21 protein-coding genes are annotated in these 20,889 nt (G+C 39.5%); 9 read left to right on the top strand and 12 right to left on the bottom strand.

Annotated elements, in window-relative coordinates; all coding sequences use genetic code 11:
* Positions 1-21: 21 nt before the first annotated feature.
* From kdpC to AC52J8_RS06815, 7 genes are all read right to left on the bottom strand, one after another.
* A complete protein-coding gene (gene kdpC / locus AC52J8_RS06845; protein ID WP_086399126.1) occupies positions 22-627 on the bottom strand; it encodes a potassium-transporting ATPase subunit KdpC in 606 nt (201 codons plus the stop codon).
* 13 nt (positions 628-640) lie between these two features.
* The gene (gene kdpB / locus AC52J8_RS06840) at positions 641-2,680 is read right to left on the bottom strand and encodes a potassium-transporting ATPase subunit KdpB (RefSeq protein WP_086399127.1); all 2,040 of its coding nucleotides are present in this window, start codon (positions 2,678-2,680) and stop codon (positions 641-643) included.
* An 8-nt stretch (positions 2,681-2,688) separates the two neighbouring features.
* Positions 2,689-4,398 carry a potassium-transporting ATPase subunit KdpA gene (kdpA, locus tag AC52J8_RS06835; RefSeq protein WP_032055676.1) on the bottom strand — a complete coding sequence of 570 codons (1,710 nt, stop codon included), beginning with the start codon at positions 4,396-4,398 and terminating at the stop codon, positions 2,689-2,691.
* A 258-nt stretch (positions 4,399-4,656) separates the two neighbouring features.
* On the bottom strand, positions 4,657-5,094 hold the full coding sequence (locus AC52J8_RS06830; protein WP_086399128.1) for a 2-amino-4-hydroxy-6-hydroxymethyldihydropteridine diphosphokinase: 438 nt from the start codon (positions 5,092-5,094) through the stop codon (positions 4,657-4,659).
* Positions 5,051-5,431 carry a dihydroneopterin aldolase gene (folB, locus tag AC52J8_RS06825; RefSeq protein WP_014207120.1) on the bottom strand — a complete coding sequence of 127 codons (381 nt, stop codon included), beginning with the start codon at positions 5,429-5,431 and terminating at the stop codon, positions 5,051-5,053. Before folB ends, AC52J8_RS06830 begins: the two co-directional genes overlap by 44 nt.
* Positions 5,432-5,446: 15 nt before the next feature.
* Positions 5,447-6,745, bottom strand: a complete 1,299-nt coding sequence (locus tag AC52J8_RS06820) for an ABC1 kinase family protein (protein WP_002119658.1) — start codon at positions 6,743-6,745, stop codon at positions 5,447-5,449.
* A gap of 58 nt (positions 6,746-6,803) precedes the next feature.
* The gene (locus tag AC52J8_RS06815; protein ID WP_075383995.1) at positions 6,804-7,580 is read right to left on the bottom strand and encodes a HesA/MoeB/ThiF family protein; all 777 of its coding nucleotides are present in this window, start codon (positions 7,578-7,580) and stop codon (positions 6,804-6,806) included.
* 173 nt (positions 7,581-7,753) lie between these two features.
* Between AC52J8_RS06815 and AC52J8_RS06810 the strand changes: the two genes are divergently transcribed.
* Positions 7,754-8,332, top strand: coding sequence for a flavin reductase family protein (locus tag AC52J8_RS06810; protein ID WP_086399129.1), 579 nt, complete (start codon positions 7,754-7,756; stop codon positions 8,330-8,332).
* A gap of 92 nt (positions 8,333-8,424) precedes the next feature.
* On the opposite strand, the gene AC52J8_RS06805 is transcribed toward AC52J8_RS06810, so the two are convergent.
* Together AC52J8_RS06805 and AC52J8_RS06800 are read right to left on the bottom strand one after the other, a co-directional pair.
* Positions 8,425-9,561 (bottom strand): acyl-CoA dehydrogenase family protein, encoded by a 1,137-nt coding sequence (locus AC52J8_RS06805; protein WP_064785188.1) that lies wholly within the window; start codon positions 9,559-9,561, stop codon positions 8,425-8,427.
* Positions 9,562-9,580: 19 nt separating this feature from the next.
* Complete coding sequence (locus tag AC52J8_RS06800; RefSeq protein ID WP_017385444.1) at positions 9,581-10,351, bottom strand: 3-hydroxyacyl-CoA dehydrogenase; 771 nt, start codon at positions 10,349-10,351, stop codon at positions 9,581-9,583.
* Between the two features lie 168 nt (positions 10,352-10,519).
* On the opposite strand from AC52J8_RS06800, the gene AC52J8_RS06795 reads away from it, so the two are divergent.
* The 3 genes from AC52J8_RS06795 to AC52J8_RS06785 all read left to right on the top strand — a co-directional run bounded on the left by AC52J8_RS06795 (position 10,520) and on the right by AC52J8_RS06785 (position 13,608).
* A complete protein-coding gene (locus tag AC52J8_RS06795) occupies positions 10,520-11,548 on the top strand; it encodes an AraC family transcriptional regulator (RefSeq protein WP_086399130.1) in 1,029 nt (342 codons plus the stop codon).
* 242 nt (positions 11,549-11,790) lie between these two features.
* Positions 11,791-12,765, top strand: coding sequence for an aliphatic sulfonate ABC transporter substrate-binding protein (locus AC52J8_RS06790; protein ID WP_086399131.1), 975 nt, complete (start codon positions 11,791-11,793; stop codon positions 12,763-12,765).
* A gap of 3 nt (positions 12,766-12,768) precedes the next feature.
* Positions 12,769-13,608 (top strand): ABC transporter permease, encoded by an 840-nt coding sequence (locus AC52J8_RS06785; protein WP_202744495.1) that lies wholly within the window; start codon positions 12,769-12,771, stop codon positions 13,606-13,608.
* Between the two features lie 2 nt (positions 13,609-13,610).
* Here the strand turns inward: AC52J8_RS06785 and prmC are convergent, their stop codons facing one another.
* The 3 genes from prmC to AC52J8_RS06770 all read right to left on the bottom strand — a co-directional run bounded on the left by prmC (position 13,611) and on the right by AC52J8_RS06770 (position 16,644).
* Entirely contained in the window at positions 13,611-14,426 is an 816-nt protein-coding gene (prmC, locus tag AC52J8_RS06780; protein WP_086399133.1) for a peptide chain release factor N(5)-glutamine methyltransferase, read from the bottom strand.
* The gene (gene prfA, locus AC52J8_RS06775; RefSeq protein ID WP_002119588.1) at positions 14,426-15,514 is read right to left on the bottom strand and encodes a peptide chain release factor 1; all 1,089 of its coding nucleotides are present in this window, start codon (positions 15,512-15,514) and stop codon (positions 14,426-14,428) included. The genes prmC and prfA overlap by 1 nt, the downstream gene beginning before the upstream one ends.
* Before the next feature lie 290 nt (positions 15,515-15,804).
* Positions 15,805-16,644 carry a type 1 glutamine amidotransferase domain-containing protein gene (locus tag AC52J8_RS06770; RefSeq protein WP_197739002.1) on the bottom strand — a complete coding sequence of 280 codons (840 nt, stop codon included), beginning with the start codon at positions 16,642-16,644 and terminating at the stop codon, positions 15,805-15,807.
* A gap of 119 nt (positions 16,645-16,763) precedes the next feature.
* Between AC52J8_RS06770 and AC52J8_RS06765 the strand changes: the two genes are divergently transcribed.
* The 5 genes from AC52J8_RS06765 to AC52J8_RS06745 all read left to right on the top strand — a co-directional run bounded on the left by AC52J8_RS06765 (position 16,764) and on the right by AC52J8_RS06745 (position 20,870).
* The gene (locus tag AC52J8_RS06765; protein WP_086611363.1) at positions 16,764-17,666 is read left to right on the top strand and encodes a LysR family transcriptional regulator; all 903 of its coding nucleotides are present in this window, start codon (positions 16,764-16,766) and stop codon (positions 17,664-17,666) included.
* Positions 17,667-17,858: 192 nt separating this feature from the next.
* On the top strand, positions 17,859-18,278 hold the full coding sequence (locus AC52J8_RS06760) for a glycine zipper domain-containing protein (protein ID WP_002119685.1): 420 nt from the start codon (positions 17,859-17,861) through the stop codon (positions 18,276-18,278).
* A gap of 236 nt (positions 18,279-18,514) precedes the next feature.
* Positions 18,515-19,021: a hypothetical protein gene (locus AC52J8_RS06755; RefSeq protein ID WP_017480838.1), complete on the top strand. Its 507-nt coding sequence runs from the start codon at positions 18,515-18,517 to the stop codon at positions 19,019-19,021.
* Between the two features lie 133 nt (positions 19,022-19,154).
* Positions 19,155-20,159 (top strand): LLM class flavin-dependent oxidoreductase, encoded by a 1,005-nt coding sequence (locus AC52J8_RS06750; RefSeq protein ID WP_063099164.1) that lies wholly within the window; start codon positions 19,155-19,157, stop codon positions 20,157-20,159.
* A 147-nt stretch (positions 20,160-20,306) separates the two neighbouring features.
* Entirely contained in the window at positions 20,307-20,870 is a 564-nt protein-coding gene (locus tag AC52J8_RS06745; RefSeq protein ID WP_017398520.1) for an NAD(P)/FAD-dependent oxidoreductase, read from the top strand.
* Positions 20,871-20,889 lie beyond the last annotated feature (19 nt).

The following is a 20,889-nucleotide window of genomic DNA, read 5'->3' as shown; positions in this document are numbered from 1 at the left end:
ACTAATAACTTTATTTTTAAGTTAATGTGTAGATTGTAATTGATCTAAAGCAATATTGAGCTGTAATACATTAACACGAGCTTGCCCTAGTACACCAAACTGCTTCGGTTCAACATACTTTTGCAAAAGCTCTTCCACAACCTTAGGGTCTAAATCACGAGCTTGAGCCACTCGAGCAACCTGTAACTGAGCAGATTCAGGACTAATATGCGGATCAATACCACTACCAGATTTAGTCACTAAATCGCTTGGAATCGGTGTATTACCTGTGTGATCTTGTTTTTTCACCGCAAGAATCTGAGCATCAATTTGTTGCTGTAATTCAGGATTAGTACGAGCTAAGTTTGTACCTGCCATCGCCATCGGGTCATAAGCGACTGCTGAAGGTCGCGGATGAAAATAAGCCTCTCCAACAAATGGCTGAGCAACTAATTTTGACCCTAAAACTTTATGATCTATTTCAATCAAACTACCATTCGCTTGATTGTTAAATAACATCTGTCCCGCACCTGTAGCAATAGCACTATAAGCAGCGCCACAGCCAACTAAGGTAAAAATTAATAATCCCAAAGATGCTCTTAAGGTCTGACCCAAATTTGCTTCTGAATTTTGTACATAAGTTTTCATTTCAAACTCCAGATTACAAACCAAATAATTGAACAATCACTACATCAATCGCTTTAATGGCAATGAATGGCAGAACCACACCGCCTACTCCATAAATCAACATATTTCGACGTAATAACTGAGTTGCCGTTGAAGGTTTAAATTTGACACCTCGTAGTGCGATTGGAATTAATAGCGGGATAATAATCGCGTTAAAAATTAATGCAGATAAAATCGCGCTGTTTGGACTTGCCAAGTGCATTACATTCAATACTTGCATTTGTGGAATCGCAGCAGCGAACAATGCAGGCAAAATGGCAAAGTATTTAGACACGTCGTTTGCTAATGAAAATGTTGTTAGAGCACCACGCGTAATCAGCTGCTGTTTCCCAATCTCGACCACAGCAAGTAGTTTGGTCGGGTCTGAGTCTAAATCGACCATATTGCCAGCTTCTTTTGCAGCTTGTGTACCTGAATTCATGGCTAACCCAATATCTGCTTGTGCTAATGCTGGTGCATCGTTGGTTCCGTCACCAACCATTGCAACTAAACGACCTTGTTGTTGTTCGGTGCGAATACAAGCCAATTTGTCTTCTGGTTTTGCTTCGGCAATATAATCATCTACACCAGCTTCAGCAGCAATCGCGGCCGCAGTTAATGGGTTATCACCTGTAACCATGACAGTTTTAATACCCATTTCTCTTAAACGAGCAAAACGTTCTTTAATACCGTGTTTAATCACATCTGAGAGTTCAATCACACCCAACACATGATGTTGATTAGCGACGACTAAAGGTGTTGCTCCTTTTTTTGCAACTTGTTCAACACGCGCTTTTAATTCTAAATCTTGAGAATAATCTTCATCTACAAATTTCAAGATTGCATCTAATGCACCTTTACGAATTTGGTCACCATTCGGTAAATTCACACCAGAGATTCGGGTAGAAGCACTAAAAGAGATAAATTCGGCTTGCTCGGGTTCTTGCTGTTTTAGCCCTTGCTCTTTTGCTAACTTAACAATCGATTTCCCTTCTGGTGTTGGGTCGGCAAGTGAACTTACCCAAGCAGCAGCTCTCAACTCAGACTCGGTTACCGAAGTTAAAGGATAAAAAGAGGTCGCTTGACGGTCACCATAAGTAATGGTTCCTGTTTTATCGAGTAAAAGCACATCAATGTCACCCGCAACTTCGACAGCTTTCCCCGATTTCGCCAAAACATTGGCCTTGAGTGCACGGTTCATCCCCGCAATACCAATCGCAGGTAACAAGCCACCAATGGTTGTAGGAATCAAGCAGACCAATAACGCCACGAGCACGACTGGATCAAGTTCAATATGCAAATACTTGGCAATAAATGGCAAGCTAATCACGACAATTAAAAATGTAATTGTCATTACCATTAACAAGAAGCCAAGCGCAATCTCATTCGGAGTTTTCTGGCGATTTGAGCCTTCGACCAAAGCAATCATACGGTCTAAGAAACTTTGACCAGATTCAGCAGTCACTTGCACAACAATACGATCTGTAAGTACTTTGGTTCCGCCAATAACACCTGAACGGTCTGTTCCAGCTTCACGTAGCACGGGTGCTGACTCACCTGTAACAGCTGATTCATTAATAGTGGCAAAGCCTTCTACAATCTCACCGTCGGTTGGAACAAGCTCACCTGCATGTACTTCAATAAAATCATTTAAATGAAGTTCAGTCGCTGCAACTTGAGTCGCTTGACGGTCTGTCAAAGAGTTGAGTCTTCGAGCTGTTAAATTTTCTCTTGCTGCACGTAGTGAAGATGCCTGCCCACGGCCTCTGGCCTCTGCAACTGCTTCGGCATAGTTAGCAAATAAAATCGTAATAAACAGAATTGCTGTAACCACGAAACCAAATAATAACGTGGTGTAACCCAAGACTGTACTAATTGCAGTAACCACTGTTCCAAGCCATACAATTGCCATCACAGGGTTTTTAATTGCATGCTGCGGTAGCAGTTTCACAAATGCATTTTTCCAAACTTCAAAATTTGGTACTGCCATGGTTTGTTTATGGCTATTTACATGAGTTTGTGTATTCATTTTCACTCGCCTCCTTAGCCTTTAACCAACAAAAGTTGATCGGCAATAGGCCCAAGGACAAGAACTGGCATAAATTGTAATAAGGTAAGCAACACAACAATCGTAATCAGCGTTAAAGCAAAGGTTGGAGTTTCAACCTGAAGACTACCTGCTGTTTCGGGTGCTTTTCTTTTTGCTGCTAAACGTGTCGCAATCATTAATGGCAAAATTAAGGTCGGAAAACGTCCTAACAGTAGAGCGATACTACAAGTGACATTCCACCATACAGTGTTGTCTCCAAGACCTTCAAAACCTGAACCATTGTTGGCAAATGCAGAAACATATTCGTAGAACACTTGGCTAATACCATGTGGTCCCGGATTACTAATTCCAGATATGCCTGGAACGCTGAGGCTTAATGCGGTAAATGCAAGAATGACTAAAGGTTGAATCAAGATAATAATCGCGAGCAATTTAATTTCTGCTGCTTCAATCTTACGTCCAAACAATTCAGGGGTACGGCCTGTCATTAAACCTGCAATAAATACTGCGAGTAACAGATAAATCATAAACTGTTGCAGACCACAGCCCACACCACCCCAAATGGCATTAATCAGCATGTTAATGAGTTCGACTAAACCGGTAAGCGGTGCAGAAGAATCATGCATCATATTGACTGAGCCGTTATTTACCTGTGTAGTAAGCGCTGCCCAAACTGCTGATGCTGCTGGTCCAAATCGTTGTTCTTTACCTTCCATTACGGCAAATTGAGATGCTGTCGATGACATACTCTCAGACCAGACAGCCGCTGCACCTGAAATAATCGACATGAAAAGCATGCTGCCAAAGACAAAGTAGGCAAATTTTTTACGCTGAGTAAAATGCCCGACCATAAAAATGACTGTAATTGGAATAAGTAAGATCGCAATCATTTCTAGTAAATTAGAAAATGGTGTTGGATTTTCTAAAGGCACAGAACTATTTGGACCGTACCAACCACCACCGTTACTACCTAATTGCTTAATCGCCACCATTGGCGCAACTGGTCCTAAAGGAATTTTTTGAGTTTCAACGCTATTGGCTTTGTCAATAAGCTGTACTTCTGGCCCACCTTGGAAAGTTGCTGGCACACCTTGGCTATTAAGCAACAATGACCAGACAAAACAGAGTGGAAGCAAAAAGCGAACTGTAGGACGAATTACATCTGCCCAATAGTTACCAATTAAAATTTGATCTGGCTGCTCGGCAACATCGGCCGCAATATGGCTTGGACGCTGATAAAAGAAAGCTCTTAATGTCGCAACAACCAAAGCTAGCCCCATCATTGGAGTAATGACTTGCAAACCTACAATACCTGTCATTTGCGACAAATAAGATAACTGAGCCTGACCAGAATAATGCTGTTGGTTAGTGTTTGTTAAAAATGAAATAACAGTGTGTAGCGCTAAATCCCAACTCATATTTGGTGCATGGTTAGGGTTTAATGGTAGCCATGCTTGCGTCATAAAAATAGCAAGAATAGCCACTGCAAGAAAAATACAGCTCACAACAAATGCTAGAGAATATTGTTTCCAATTCATTTGTTGTTGTGGAGATACACCTAATAAGCGGTATACAGGATTTTCAATCCAGCGAAATAATCCATCACCCCACATCGGCTGATTTGCCATCACTTTGGATAGATATTTACTGAGGCACCATGCTAGAAAAATAGCAATAAATAAAACAAGTATAAGTTCTAACATGGCTATTCTCCTCTATACCCCTTGGCTTGATCTGCCAAACTGGAAATAAGGAGAGATGGAGAAATATCATTTGTTTTAAGTCCGCATAAGACAATGCCAGACTGATGCAAGATGCGCATTTGAGAATTTATAAGCATCTTTATTGTCCTGAAATAACACTAATTTAGTGAATTTCAGTATTGATAAAATGCCCGTAAATTCTCTATTGAGGAAGTCAAAGCCCGCGTAAAGTTTGCGTAAAATTTAGTTTGAAGGGGATTAAACTTTAAAATTAACGACTGGATAAATCATGCTATCAGCCTTTAAGGTTTCACAATGCCAAAGTTCATATAAAGGAATTTTTACATCGAGTGCCAAAGGTAGCTTTTTAGAATTAAATTGCATATGGTCCAGATCACTTCCCCATGCAATCAAATCTACATCTAAAGAAATATGATGCGACGGACGAACACGCCCCGAATCTGACTCAAGTTTCTTTAGAAAAGATTCAATTTGGTCACACGATAAATTGCTTTTTAATAGACATGCCGAATTCCAATAATCATCTCCAATACCATCTCGGCATGGAATTTGATAAACAGATGAAAACTGCACTTTCCCCAATGTTGCCAATTGCGTATAAGCAAAAGTAAAGTGCTGATCTGCGTCTAAATTACTCGCTAGGGCGAGCGCAAAAATTGTTTCTGGTGCGTTCAAGACGAATTCCTACAGCATTTGCTTCTGCAATGATGGCTGGCTTACGGATGGTTATAGTAATTTTTTCAATTGATGGAAAGGTTTCAAACAAACATTGTAAAACCAAATTTGCTGCATGCTCGATTAATTCAGGTTTAGCTTGTTGAATGGCTTGAGCCGATAACTCACAAATCTGCGCATAGTTGAGGGTGTCCTCAAGCTTGTCAGACTCTGCTGCTCGGCTCAAATCATTATGGATGGTTAAATCCAACATTAAAGGTTGAATGATTTGTCTTTCCCAGTTGAAACAGCCAATGACTGTCTCAACTTTCAAGCCTTCAATAATAATGGCATCCATAAATTTAAACTGACCTTAGTGCTTTAATAACGAAGCAGGTTCCATATTTTGAACCATTTTCAAACGCTGGTCTGCATAAATATCAGTATATGGTGCGAGTACGCGCATAAAACGATCGAAATAAAGCATTTGCTTAAATAATAAAGCAAAATCACGTGGGAATTTAATCCCGTGGCGTTCGCCTACACCTACCATATCCATCATGATGTCATTTAAATCGGCTGGATTTGAAGACAAGATCTGTTGCGGATCGGCCATTAATACGCCATTAAACAAACGTTCTAGATCTTGAGCCAACACCTGAACGTCAATTTTGTTATGGGTCATACCCATTTTCAGCATATTTTCAGCCATTGCCTGATAATCAGTTTTTTGTAAGGCATCCATAAATGCAATACATGCAGTCCAAACTTCAGGTTTTAACTGGCCGACGATACCAAAATCAATAAAACCAATACGCCCATCTTCAAGCAACATTAGGTTCCCAGCATGTAAGTCAGCATGAAAACTCTTACACAGCATAAGACTACCGAACCATGTATTCATGGCAGTAATCAGTACTTGCGAAGGATCTTTAGCATATTGTTTTACAACACTAAAGTCTGTCAAAGACACACCATATAGACGTTGCATAGTTAAGACACGACGTGTAGAAAACTGATGATAAACTTTAGGCGCTGTCGCTGCTTTATTTTGTGAAATATTAAGATATTCCACAAAATCATCTAGGTTTTGTGCTTCTTCAATGAAATCGACTTCACGGACCATACGGCTTTTAATTTCATCTACAATTTCAGAAAGAGCTGCGAATTTGATCTTTGGTACAGCACGTTCGAGCAGCTTGGCAGCCCAATGTACTACACTTAAGTCTGTATATAAAATGGTTTCAACACCAGGCTTTTGTACTTTGATAACGACATCTTCACCTGTGGTCAGCTTAGCTGCATGAACCTGAGCAATTGACGCAGAAGCTAATGGCTTTTCATCGATATAGCTAAAAATCTGGCTTAAATCGCGCCCTTCAAATTCAGATGCAAGCACACCTTGAATATAACTAAATGGTAGTGTTGGGGTCTGGTCTAAACAACCTTGAAATTCTTCTACATATTCACGTGGAAAAAGCGATGGCGTACTCGCAATAAACTGACCAAGCTTAATATAAGTTGAACCAAGTGACTCAAAAGTCTCTCGCATGAGTTTGGCATTACTTGGTTTTTCAGTTGCGTATTTAATTCCAGCTTTGGCCGCAACCACTGCTGTTTCACCAATGCGGGCGACTGAACGCAGCCCATCAAACAAAATATTTTTTTTCATATTTCTTCAAAACCAAATCATTCAGGTTGAGTGTAGCAAATTTTGTTTAATTTACTGATTAGCTTGCCTGACAAAGTGGGCAATTTACATCTTTATCAAAACTAACAATACGTTGTGTCATATTTAAACCATCCCACAATAATAGTTTCTGCTTTAAAGGTACACGATTTAAACCTAAATATAGCAAAGTGTGATGTGCTTGTAATGACGCTATCATTACAGGAGTAGTTGCAAGTACCCCTGACTCTGCACAGCGCAGCCCTTCATTGCTATGCTGTTCTTTCGGAAAAAGACATTCATAACAAGCTGAATCTCCTTCAACCATGAACATTTGCGCCTGAAAACCAATTGCTGAAGCGCTAATTAATGCGACTTGATGTTTCTTACAAGCTGCGTTTACCAAATAGCGAGTTGTAAAATTATCACAGCCATCTAAAACCACATCTTGGTGTTCAACCAGTCTATCAATGTTATGTTCGTCTAAACGTTCGTTATAGTATTCAACACAGATATAAGGGTTAATTTTCTGTAACCGTTTAGCTAGAATTTCTGCTTTATAGCGACCAACATCTTCATGACCAAATGCGATCTGACGTTGTAAGTTACTTATCTCGATCGTATCCGCATCAATCAGTGTAATTTTCCCAACCCCTGCTCGCGCTAGTAGCTCTGCACTACTACATCCTATTCCGCCAGCACCGACAATCAGTACATTAGCAAGTTTGAGTTTTTCCTGAGCTTCAATATCCCATCCATCAAGTAAAATCTGACGGCTATAGAGATGCATTTCTTCATCACTTAACTCTACAAAATCGATATCTTGAAGCTCGGTCACGCGTTAATCCTTTCACTTAGAAGCGAAATGATTTTATGACTAAGTTCGTTATTATGAAAGCTATAAAATAGAAACAACTTTTTTATTCTAATAAAGCTTATTTGCCAACATTGCATCTATCAAGCTTTCTGCAACAATAGAAATATCTATTTTCTTTATTACTTAGGCTAAATATGACCCAATCATATATTGCACCTGTAGAGTTAGAAAAAGCTTATCGTTTATTAAATCATGGCCCAACTGTGCTTGTTTCTGCGCAACATGGTGACGACCGCAATGTAATGGCTGCTGCTTGGGCATGTGCATTAGAATTCAAGCCAGCCAAAGTCTCCGTTGTTCTCGACAAAAGCACTAAAACACGACAGCTGGTTGAGCAAAGTGGCTATTTCACACTACAAGTTCCCTGCTATGCACAGCTCGATCTGACTCATCAACTTGGAACCATTAGTAAGCTAGATGATCCAGAAAAACTTGAGCATTGTGGTGTTGAACTATTTTATCAAGAAGGTCTTCCTAGCCCGCTTGTATCAGGTTGCATTGCATGGCTTGTGTGTAAACTTATTCCAGAACCCCATAATCAGTCAGCTCATGATTTATTTATTGGTTCTGTTGTAGGTGCATGGGCAGATAGCCGCGTTTTTAGAGATGGGCACTGGCATTTTCAAGATGCACCAAAAGAACTTCGCAGCCTGCACTATATTGCAGGTGGAACTTTTTATTTGATTGGTGAAGAAGTCAAAGCCCAAATTTAATCATTAAAAAGCGAGATTCATTTAATTGCAAAAAAACCGCATAACAATTGCGGTTTTTTTGCAGTCAACGACATTTTTTAAAAATCTAATATTTAAACTTGAGCCACTTCACGAGCAATCACCAAGCGTTGAATATCAGAAGCACCTTCATAAATCTGGCTTACACGAACATCACGATAAATTCTCTCTACAGGGAAATCGCTCACGTAGCCATAACCACCATGAATCTGGATTGCATCCGAACATACTCGCTCAGCCATAGTAGACGCAAATAGCTTTGCCATTGAGGCTTCTTTTAAACAAGGCAGCCCAGCATCTTTTAAAGTTGCAGCATGCAAAACCAACTGATGTGCCGCTTCAATCTGGGTCGCCATATCGGCTAAACGGAAACCAACCGCCTGATGCTGAACTAATTCGACTCCAAAAGCTTTACGCTCATTTGCATATTGCACCGCTGCATCAAAAGCCGCTCTTGCCATACCTACCGATTGAGCTGCAATACCAATACGTCCAGCTGCCAAATTAGATAATGCAATTTTATAACCTTCACCCTCTTGCCCCACCAAATTTTCTAAAGGAATTCGGCAGTCCTCAAAAGTAATGGTCGCTGTATCTGAAGCATGTTGACCCATTTTGTCTTCAATACGAGTCACCAAGTAACCTTGTGTATTGGTGGGTACAAGAAAGCACGAAATACCTTTTTTACCAGCTTGTTTATCTGTGACCGCGAACACCAAAGCCACTTGGGCATTTTTACCACTGGTGATAAATTGTTTTACGCCATTAAGCACCCAATGGTCGCCATCTCGCTCGGCTTTACATAAAATCGCGCTCGCATCGGAACCGACATGTGGCTCAGTTAAACAAAAGCATCCTAGCCATTCGCCAGAGGCAAATTTTGGCAAATAGGTTTGTTTTTGCTGCTCTGAACCGTATGCCAGTGTAATACCGCAAATCAAAGAGTTTTGTACGCTTACAATTGTCGAAATAGCACCATCGCCTGCGGCAATTTCCTCAATTGCGAGTACCAAAGATACATAGTCCATTCCGGCACCACCCCATTCATCGGGCACGGTCATCCCCATAGCGCCTAGTGCACCTAAATCTTTGAGTTCCTGAGCTGGAAATTCATGAGTTTTATCGCGATGTGCAGCAGTTGGCTTTAACTGATTTTGCGCATAGTTACGCATCATCTCCTGAACCATACTTTGTTCAGCATTTAAGATCATTTCAGCATCCTTATTTTTATTATTTTGCTGCCATACGAATTGCACCATCTAGACGGATGACTTCACCATTTAAGTAAGAGTTTTCAGCAATATGTGCCACCAAACGAGCAAACTCTTCTGGTTTTCCTAAACGAGATGGGTACGGCACCATTTGCCCCAAAGCATCTTGTACATTTTGTGGCATACCCTTAAGCATTGGGGTTTCCATAATTCCCGGTGCAATGGTCATAATACGAATAGCATGTCGCGCAAGCTCACGAGCAATCGGCAATGTCATCGCAACAATAGCGCCTTTTGATGCAGAATACGCAGCCTGACCAATTTGACCATCAAATGCGGCAACAGAAGCAGTGTTAACAATTACACCACGATCTTCTTCACCTTCTTCAACCGTGTTTTTACTCATTGCATCTGCTGCAAAACGCAGCATGTTAAATGTACCTGTAACATTAATATTTAAAGTCTTTGCAAATAATCCCAAGTCATGAACGCCCTCACGGCCAACCACTTTCGCAGAAGGGCCAATACCGGCACAGTTCACCAAACCATGCAAATGACCATGTTTTGTCAACACATCTTTAAAGAACTGTTCAGCAGCAGCTTCATCGGTCACATCAAGTTTTACAAAGTCAGCTTTTGGCCCCAATTGTTTTGCTTGTTGCTCGCCTGCTTCTGTATTCATGTCTACCAAGGTAACTGAAGCACCTTGCTGGACTAAATACTCAGCTGTTGCAGCACCTAAACCAGACCCACCACCTGTAATTACGAAATGTTTCCCTTGAATTTTCATTGTGTAATGTCCATAGAAATGTTCTTTAAACTTAGTAGTGAGAGTAAAAGTTGTTGTTTTCCGATACAATTTCAAAAAGCCTCAAAATGTTTGCAGCTTTTGATCAATCCAAATTTTAAATATGCAGTATTTCACTTGAAATATATGAAGAAAATATGAGTCTTTGACATGATTGTCCAATCTTCTTTAAGTAAAGGCACAATTTCGATTGCACTAGTACATGAAGCACTGAGTGCGGCTTATGCCAAAGGTTTAAATACACAAATAATTCTAAATAAAGCAGGCATCCCCGCTGAATTACTGATGTCTCCAAAGGCACGTGTGCCTGTTACAACCTATGCCCAATTGTGGATAGAGCTTGCCAATGCCATGAACGATGAGTTTTTTGGGATGGATAGCCACCCCATGCGGCGTGGAAGCTATAAATTACTGACTAAACTCGTCAGTACGGCTGAAACTTTAGAAAAAGCACTCTACGATATTTTGAAGTTTTTTAACTTTGTTCTAGATGACATGCATGGAGAAATCATTCGAGAGCAAGACAAAGCTTATTTAGTGATTCATGATCATGAACAACCTAAACGTATGTTTACCTATGCAACCTTTTTAATATTAGTACACGGACTGATGTGTTGGTTGGTAGACCAGCGAATTGGTTTAAATATTATTATGGTACGTTGTGCTAAACCTCAGGATATTCAGGATTATCTTGTACGTTTTGGTGAAGACATTCAATTTAATGCTGAGGCAAATCGAGTTGAGTTCGATGCTCACTATTTAGATATTAAAATTAAAAAAGATAAAAAAGCGCTTTATGATTTTTTAGAACAAACTCCACAAAATCTTTTAGTTCGCTTTAAAAATGAAAATGCCTTGAGTGTACTTATTCGTCGCCATTTATTGAAACTCCACCCTGCACAATGGCCCGAACTCAAAGATGTAGCTCACCAACTCAATATTTCAGAAGCCACCGTTCAACGTCGACTGAAACATGAAGGTGTAAGCTATCAACAAATTAAAAATGAAATCCGCTGTGATATTGCTGTTCAACGCTTAAGCAAAACGAATGACTCAATTCAAGATATTAGTGAAGATTTAAGCTTCCATGACCCAAGTGCATTTCACCGTGCTTTTAAAAAATGGACAGGTGTCAGCCCAGGTGCATATCGAGATAATTTAACTGGACACAAGCAATAACATATACATCGAATGAAGCGTGAGGTATTAGAGTTTAAGCTTATGATATTTATGTCTTTTAAATTCAATATTTCAGATAAACGCTTTATTTAAAATTTAATAATAGTCATAAAAACAGTGATTTATAATTCTATTCAAACTTTTATCTTTCAAACTGATTTATAAATCAAAATAACTAAGTTTATAAGCCTCTAAACACGTGAAAGGATGATCTCCTATTTCATTTCGGTTTTATTTTTATCATGTCTTTAAAATCAAAATTTTCTCTACCAAAGACTTTGTTGGCATCAACATTGGGGTTTGTATTTGCTTCATCTGCTTTTGCAGCAATTCCGACTACACTTAAACTTGATTATGCTTACTATGCACCAACCAGTTTAATCGTTAAAGATCAAAAACTTCTCGAAAAAGCACTGCCAAATACCCAAATTAAATGGGTTTTTAGTCAAGGTAGTAACCGCTCATTAGAATATCTCAACAGTAACAGCATCGATTTTGCTTCTACCGCTGGATTAGCTGCTGTATTAAGTCGAGCGAATGGTAGTCCAATTAAAACGGTTTATGTACAAAGCCAACCAGAATGGACCGCCCTTGTTGTCGCAAAAAATTCACCAATTAAAAGCCTAAAAGATTTAAAAGGTAAAAAAATTGCAGCTACCAAAGGAACCGATCCTTTCTTATTTACACTACAAGCACTAGATACAGTCGGTTTGAGTAAACGTGATGTACAACTGGTTCATCTACAACACCCAGATGGAAAAACTGCATTAGAGCGTGGCCAAGTAGATGCTTGGGCTGGACTTGATCCATTAATGGCTTCAGCTCAAATTCAATCGGGTGCAAAATTGCTTTATCGTAATGTTGGATTTAATAGCTATAGTGTACTGAGCGTTAAAGAAGATTTTGCAAAGCAAAGCCCTGAAGCGGTAGAAGCCATTATTAAAGCCTATGAACAAGCCCGAAAATGGGCAAAAGTCAATCCAGATAAAGTGGCAGCACTTTTAGCTCAAGAATCAAAACTTCCTCTACCTGTGGCTAAACTACAATTGAGCCGAACCAACTTCGATCAAAGCATTCCATCAGCAACTCAAGCACAAGCGCTAAAACGTTCTGGGAAAATTTTGACTGAAGAAGATTTGGTTAGAAAAGGTACCAACGTCAATCAAGTGGTCGATCAGTTATTAGACCCACGTTTTGCTCAAAAAGTCGTGAAATAGTATATGAGTGATTCACTTAACAAAGCTGAGCTAAATCACTTCTTAGCTCAGCAGGCTTCAAAATCTCAGAAAAAGCATCTAAACCACAAATTTACACGGTGGTTTAAAGCGCTACTCATTCCACTCATCTTTTTAACGGCTTGTGAGTTTCTAGTCAGAAATGGCTATATCGATGCTTATCTACTCCCTGCACCGTCTAGTTTATGGCAATCTTTTTTAGATTTAGCTCATAGTGACCTGTTTGCCCATATTTATATTAGTACATGGCGTGTTCTGTTGGGCTTTATTATAGGAAGCGGTTTAGGTTTAGTTTTTGCGATTTGGGTTGGGTTAAGTAAAGAAGCAGAAGCATATTTAGAACCAACTTTTTCAGCAATTAAATCAATTCCGAGTCTTGCTTGGATTCCCCTGTTATTGCTTTGGTTAGGAATTGACGAAGGTTCTAAAATTACATTGATTGCAATCGGAGCATTCTTTCCAACCTATACCAATACAGTTGCAGCAATTCATAATGTAGATAAAAAGCTCATTGAAGTTGGAAAAGTTTATCGGCTTAATACTTTTCAGCGGATTATATCTATTATTTTACCGGCAGCCTCTCCCGGCATTTTAACGGGTTTACGTAACAGCTTAAGTTTGTCTTGGATGTTTATGATTGCAGCTGAACTGATTGCAGCCACTCAAGGGATTGGCTATTTACTCAGTGATGGCCGAGAAACGTCTCGACCTGATATTGTTATTATTGCGATTATTTTATTGGCGCTATTGGGTAAAGTAACCGATACCTTAATGAAACTTATCGAAAACTGGTTGTTACGTTGGCGTGATACGCTACAAAAATAACTTTAAATCCAGCATGCCAAAGTGACTCGATCATTTTGGCCATAGTCTTGAATGGTTCTAATCTCACTAAAACCATGCTCAGCAAATATATTTCGAACAGCTTGTCCCTGATCATAACCATGCTCTAGTGCAATCCAGCCTTGCGGTTTTAACCAGTTTTTGCCTTGAGCAATAATAATTTCAATATCAGCCAGTCCCTGATGATCTGCAACCAATGCACGGCGTGGTTCTGTAGCCAAAGCTTGCATGTGTTCATCGTCAGGGTCGATATACGGCGGATTAGAAACAATTAAATCAAACTTTTGCGGTTCAAGTGCGTCAAACCAAGCGCCGCAGGCAAATTTCACACGTTGCAAATTATGAACTTGTGCATTTTCTTTTGCGACTTCTAAAGTAGACGCATAAATATCAGTTGCCGTGACTTGCCAATCTGGACGTTCACTTGCTAATGCAAGCGCAATTGCACCTGTTCCCGTTCCCAAATCAACAATCTTTGCAGTATTTGGCAAATTTAGATTTAAAACGGTTTCAACTAAAACTTCAGTATCTGGACGTGGCACTAAAGTATCAGATGTTACTTTTAAATCGAGCGTCCAAAATGGCTGTGAACCCGTCACATAAGCTAAAGGCTCACCATTTTGGATACGTTCAAGACCAGCCAAGTAATCTTGCTCTTGTTGGGCAGTTAACTCTTGCTCAAGTCTAAACTTTAATTCAAGCGAATTGATTTTTAGAAAATGCTCAAGTAACCAAGCATTTTCTTGCCGTTCATAACTGTCAGGCTCACCACGAGTTGCAAGCGCTTGAGCAATATTCATTAGCCGCCATTTTCCTGTGCAAGCATCGCAAGTTGATCTGCCTGATATTCACGGTGTAAGCTATCGAGCAATTCAGTCAAATCACCTTCCATAATTGCATCTAACTTATATAAAGTCAGGTTAATACGATGGTCCGTCATACGCCCTTGTGGGTAGTTATAAGTACGGATACGTTCAGAACGGTCACCAGAACCAACCAAATCACGGCGCATCTCAGAAGTTGCTGCGTCGGCTGCTGCACGTTTTGCATTTTCTAAACGCGATACTAACAATGCCATCGCTTTAGCTTTGTTTTTATGCTGTGAACGTTCTTCTTGGCACTCAACCACTGTGCCGGTTGGAATGTGAGTAATACGTACCGCTGAATCGGTTTTGTTAATGTGCTGACCACCCGCACCTGATGCACGGTAAGTATCAATACGTAAATCTGCAGGATTAATTTCAACGTTAGTATCAACATCAATTTCAGGCAAGATCGCAACTGTACAAGCTGATGTATGCACACGACCTTGTGATTCAGTTGCTGGCACACGTTGTACACGGTGAGCACCACTTTCAAACTTCAAGCGACCATACACACCATCACCATCTACACGGCAAATAACTTCTTTAAAGCCACCATGCTCGCCTTCATTTTCAGAAAGGACTTCAATACGCCAGCCTTGTGTCTCGGCATATTTGCTGTACATACGGAACAAATCACCAGAGAAAATCGCAGCTTCATCACCACCTGTTCCAGCACGGATTTCTAAATAAGCCGCATTAGAATCATTCGGATCTTTTGGAATCATCAAAATGTTGAGCTGGCTTTCTAATTCTTCAAGCAATGTTTTATTCGCTTGAATTTCTTCTTCTGCCATATCTTTAAAGTCTGGGTCCGACTTCATCATTTCAGCAGTTTCAATATCTTCTTCTGCTTGACGGTATTTGCCCCAAACTTCGGTAATTTCAGATAAATCACTATGTTCACGAGACAATTTACGGAAACGTTTGTTATCGGAGATCACTTCAGCATCTGCAAGCAATGCAGTAAGTTCTTCATGTCGATCACAGAGTTGATCAAGTCGTAAACGGAGTGACGCTTTCATAAGAGGAAATATCTCAAAAGTCCAAAAAGCTTATCGAACGCTATGTAAGTATAGAAGATAAGCAAAATCGTAAAAATAGCGCATAGTTTACAGATTATGCTGCTTAAATGACATATATAATCAGCCAATTCATCAACTTTCCCAATAAGTAGAGGCGTATAAATATAATGATTTCGAATAAGTTTTATTTACTTGCCTATAATTTGGCTGTTCTGTAAGAAATAATAAGTCATCTTTTTCCTCTATATGACAATAGAGGCTTTATTTAAAAACCTCTTTGCCTAGCCAACTTATTTTAATTTTTCTAATAAAGTTTTACCCACTAAAACAGCCGACGCCGGATTTTGTCCTGTAATAAGTTCACGGTCCACCACTACGTTTGGAGTCCATGCAGTGGTATTACTTTGATACTTACCTCCAAGTGACTGTAATATAGTTTGTGGATAAAACTTCATTTCTCCACCTTTTAATAAAGCTTTAGCCTGCTCTTCTTCCTGATTACTAATCACCGTCATTCGATAATTTTTATAAATCCATTCGCCAGTTTTTACTGGTTTGCCTTGTTCGAGTTGACCAACTACTTCCGAGGCATTAGGTAAAGTAGACATTAATGCAATAGGACCATGACAGACCAACGCAGTAGGTTTACCAGCTTTATGGAAAGCTGTAAGTACTTTTCCAAGTTGTTTATCTTTTAATAGATCTTGCATAGGTGCATGCCCACCTGGAATATAAATAGCATCAAACTGACCCACACCAATTTGTTCAATACGAGATAGGCTCACAACTGGAGAATCTTGAGCAGATGTTAATTTTAGATCATGCAATAAATCTGCATATTGCTTTAATGCTTTTTCATCTTGGTTAAAATACATCGCATTATTCGATGATTCATCTAAGGTTGGAGCTTTCCCTTTTGGTGTAGCGAAAGTTACTGTATGGCCTGCATCTAAAAGCATTTTTGTAGGTTGCATCAACTCATTTAAGTAAAAGCCTGTTTTAAAAATATGACCTTTTTTCAGCTCTAATTGGGCTTCATCAGACAACACAACTAACACATGAGCAGCATTTGCACTGAATGCTGCTAGAGCAGTAACTACTGCAAGCATTATTTTATTTAGAGATTTCATCATTCGACCTTCATTCCAACCATTTGCTGGATTTATATTTTGGATAGATATATTCTATTTTTGCCAATCAGGTAGATAAACAACCACCTTTGCAAATCTTTTTTGCGTTTGAGGACTAAATGTCACGTCAATTTGACCATCTTGCCGATATTGAAGTGTTTTTAATTGTGGCTGAGAAGCTTTCTATTAGTGCAGCTGCAATTTATTTAGCAACAACTCCTTCAGTCATTAGTAGAACAATTACGCGGCTAGAGAAAAAACTTGGCATTCAGTTTTTTAGAAGAACAACTCGCCATTTGAGCCTGACTGAAGCTGGTCAACTTTATTATGAAAAGATGCAACATGCATTTCAGTTAATTGACCATGCAGAGCGTGCTATTCAAGGTAAGCAACTGCAAATTTCCGGCAAAATTAAATTAAGCGTACCCACCACCTATGGACACTATCGCCTTCCAGAATTACTACAAAAATTTCTTTTGCAATATCCAGATATTCAAATTGAAGTCAGTATTTCTAATCGAAACGTCGATTTAATTGCGGAAGGATTTGATTTAGCTATTCGTCAAGGTCAGCTTCCTAGTAGCACTCTCATTGCCAGACCTTTGGAGCTTGCCCCTCTTCAACTTGTTGCCTCACCCGATTATTTAAAACGTATGGGTGTTCCTCAAACCTTGGAAGACTTAAACCATCACCAATGTATTGCCTTTGAATTACCGAGCACAGGTAAGGTCACTCCATGGTTTTTTAAAAATGGTGATAATGAAATTCAATGGATACCATCAAATCGGATTTTAGTAAAAGAAGATATTTTGGGAGTAGTTTCTCTTGCTGAAAGTGGATTAGGAATATGTCAGAGTTATAGCTTTATTGTTAATGAAAAGATCCGGCAAGGAAAATTGCAGCCCCTACTTGAGGGTTATGCAGGTCACATACGGCCCTTTTCTTTACTGTACGCACAACATAAACATATGTCGTCTGCGACAAGAGCTTTAATAAATTTTCTATGTTCTGATCGTGACTAACCCCGTCAAAACTAAATAAAGCTTAATTTATCTATATGAGTATTAAATATTCTATTTTAATAGAAAACATACAAACCAGACACTAAACTGCAATAATCAAAAGATGGTTCTCCATATTTTGGGAGAAGTGTTTTGTTACATTTGCCGTAACAAAAGATATAGGGTCCTGCAACTAGGGACACGGAGTCAAAAATGAAATTAAATGCTTGGTTATGTAGCGCTGTTCTCGCAACTTCAATGGTTACTGTGGCACATGCTGACAATACAACACATGTAGCAGCCGCTTCTGCTTTAGGTAGCGTAGCAGGTACTGCAATTGGTAAAAGCATGGGCGGTACATCTGGCGCAACAATTGGTGCTGCTTTAGGTGGTGCTGGTGGTGCAGCTGTTGCAAGCGATCGTCGTAACCGTACTGAATCTGCGATTGGCGGTGCTTTAGGTGGTGGTGCTGGTTATACGGTTGGTAAAAGCATGGGCGGTACAAATGGTGGTTATGTAGGCGCTGCTTTAGGTGCTGCGGGTGGTTCTGCTTTGGGTAATAAAATCTCTAAAGACCGTTATACAGAAAAATCTTCTAAACACTGGAAGAAAAAACACCGTCGTCATCACTAATCAAATTTGACGAACAGATATTTAAGCACCTTCGGGTGCTTTTTTATTATGAGTGATTAAAAGCTAATTTGTCGTATGCTCATGGTTTATCCACAAATTAATATAAACACTACAAACAGACACAAAACACTTGTATCACCCTTGGGGTTCTCCATAATTATCACGAAATTTTTTATTACATTTACCCCAAGATAAAGATAACTGTCCTTCCAGTAAAAAGGACATGGAGTTCTACGATGAAAATGAATATTTGGTTGGCTAGTGCATTAATTGCAACATCTTCTATGGTAACAGTTGCACATGCTGACAATGGTACACGTGTTGCTGCAACCTCTGCTTTAGGTAGTGTAGTGGGTACTGCAATTGGTAAAAGTATTGGTGGTACCTCAGGTGCAACAATCGGTGCTGCTTTAGGTGGTGCTGGTGGTGCAGCAGCAGCAAGTGATCGTCGTAATCGTACAGAAGCTGCAATTGGTGGTGCTTTAGGTGGTGGTGCTGGTTATACAGTCGGCAAAAATATGGGCGGCACCAATGGTGGATACATCGGTGCAGCAGTAGGTGCAGCTGGTGGTTCTGCATTAGGTCGTAAAGTTGCTGAAGATCGTAACTACGATGACCGTTATGATCGCGGTCGTTACGATCGTGATGACCGCAGATATTACGATGGTGACCGTCGTTATTATAAAGGTGGTAGCCGTCGCCATGACAATGGCTTACACCGTGGTTGGTATAAAAACCGCTAATTCACAGATGAATCAAAAGAGCACCTTCGGGTGCTTTTTTATTGATAGCTAAAAATTAATATCGAAAAAAAACGATATACATCACACCCCATATATCGTATTATTTCGATATATCCTTATTCGAGAATATCGCATGCGATCACTTCAAGATACCAAGTTCTCCATTTTGGAACTTGCTCCTATTCGTAATGATAAAACCATCGAATTCTCATTACGTCACGCATTAGAATTGGCACAACATGCAGAAAAACTAGGTTATGAACGTTTCTGGCTTGCTGAACATCACAACATGGATGGAATCGCAAGTTCAGCTACCGCTGTCTTACTCGGTTTTATTGCAGCACATACACAGCATATTCGCTTAGGTTCAGGCGGAATTATGCTTCCTAACCATGCCCCTTTAGTTGTCGCAGAACAGTTCGGGACGCTTGCTACTTTATATCCAAATCGTATTGAACTTGGTTTAGGCCGTGCTCCTGGTACAGACCAACTCACCATGCGAGCTTTACGTCGTGGTCATCAAGAAACAGAAGATCAGTTTCCTAGAGATGTTGTCGAAATCTTAAAATATTTCGATGTACCTCAAGCAGGACAAAAAATTATTGCAACACCAGGACAAAGCACCCATGTTCCTGTTTGGTTACTTGGATCTAGCCTATTTAGTGCACAACTCGCCGCAAAACTTGGACTTCCCTACTCATTTGCATCACATTTTGCACCACGTATGTTAGGTCAAGCGATTCAACTCTATCGAGAGAACTTTGAACCTTCTGAGTATCTAGATAAGCCGTATGTTTCAATGGGTGTGCCTGTTGTCGTTGCAGATACAGATGAAGAAGCACAATTTTTAGCAACTAGTGCTTACCAACGCGTATTAGGTTTAATCCGTGGTGAAAGCTTGAAGCTGAAACCACCAGTTGAATCAATGCAGGGATTATGGAATACAGCAGAACAACTTTCTGTCGAAAACTTCTATGCAATGGCGCAAATTGGTTCTGTAGATACGGTTCGCTCTGGCTTACAAAATTTATTAGCGACATACGATGTTGATGAATTTATTTTTACATGCGATGTATACGATACAGCTAAACGTTTAGAAAGCTTTACACAACTCATGAATGTAAAAACAGAACATTAAACTCTACTTTAAGCTCCCATACTTGAATTGATTTCGAGTATGGGATGACCATCTATCTGAAAAGACTTTACCCCAACTGCCTGCTTGGTTATTTATATTAAAACGATAAAAACATCATGATTTAAAAACCAAAAGGATTTTTGGAAAATGAGTATTAATATTAAAAATAACACTTCAAAATCAGTGATTTTTCAGAATATCTCTCAAGATTTCGAAGATTTTACTGGTCAAGTGATTTCCTCAACATCAATTAAAGAGTTTGACTTTTCACATTCATCTGTCGCGATTATTGGTACAAATCAAGATAGCGTGACTCATCTTGAAAAAATCTGCCAGCAAGCAAAATTTGTGACTGTCTTCCAAATCACCCCTCATTTTATTTTGCCCCATAGTCAGATGGGTACGCATAAGTTAATTACTCACCCACTTATTATCAAAAACCGCAGGTTATTTAACAATCGTGTTAAAAGCATTCTGGCATTACGTTTTCTAGAAACTCAAGTAAATGAACCATGGCTTAAGCGTCTTTTGACTCCCAATACTGCAACCACAAAAAAAGTATTTTTTAAATCCGACAGTTATTATGCGGCACTTCAGAAACCCAACTGTAAATTGCAAACATGGCCAATTGTTAAAATTACCAATACATCTGTTCACAGCATGGATGGTATAGAACAACCTGTTGATATTATTATCAGAGCAATCCCATAAAAGTAAAAAAGCATGGTTT

The organism is Acinetobacter sp. S-1 (assembly GCF_059579785.1).
The sequence above is the reverse complement of the archived record's forward strand: the minus strand, read 5'-3'. Positions and strand labels throughout refer to the sequence as shown.